The following is a 479-nucleotide window of genomic DNA, read 5'->3' on the forward strand; positions in this document are numbered from 1 at the left end:
ATCCATAAAGACCTTGAAATCTTCCAGAGTGCGCCCTTCACGACACCTGGGATCGACTTTTACGGTATCCGGCCTTTTGCGGCGGGGATGCATCCTCACCTTGCGCGGCATATCGATGTTCCGGGCAGAGAAGAGGTTTGCGTCCATGTAGGTATACAGCGTCCGTTCACTGACCATGAGTTCTGCCTTATGGTTCAGGCAGATATGGTGCAGCGACTGGCCTTTTAACAGAAGGGGAGAAATGATATCGTCCAGTCGCTTTTGCTCCTCGTCGGAGAGGGCGATTCCCTGACGCGCCTCGGAGAGCACGTCACGGTATTCCATCTGGGCTTTTGCCCCATCGTAGAAGCGCTTCTCAAGCGTACAGAGCCGCTGCTGGCTGCATCCATTGCAGACGTACGGCGGTCTTGCCAGTCTGGGGCATTCTTCCTTTTGGTAGAGTGTACAGGAAGTCGTGCACTTGCCGCAGACAGAGCAGT

General features: G+C 54.9%; 1 pseudogene. It reads right to left on the bottom strand.

The annotated features are described in order from the left end of the window. Window positions 1–324, bottom strand: a pseudogene (locus GCWU000341_RS14470) (IS30 family transposase); the annotation flags it as partial. Window positions 325–479: the final 155 nt, after the last annotated feature.

The sequence above is a fragment of the Oribacterium sp. oral taxon 078 str. F0262 genome, assembly GCF_000160135.1.
Classification (GTDB): Bacteria; Bacillota; Clostridia; order Lachnospirales; family Lachnospiraceae; genus Oribacterium.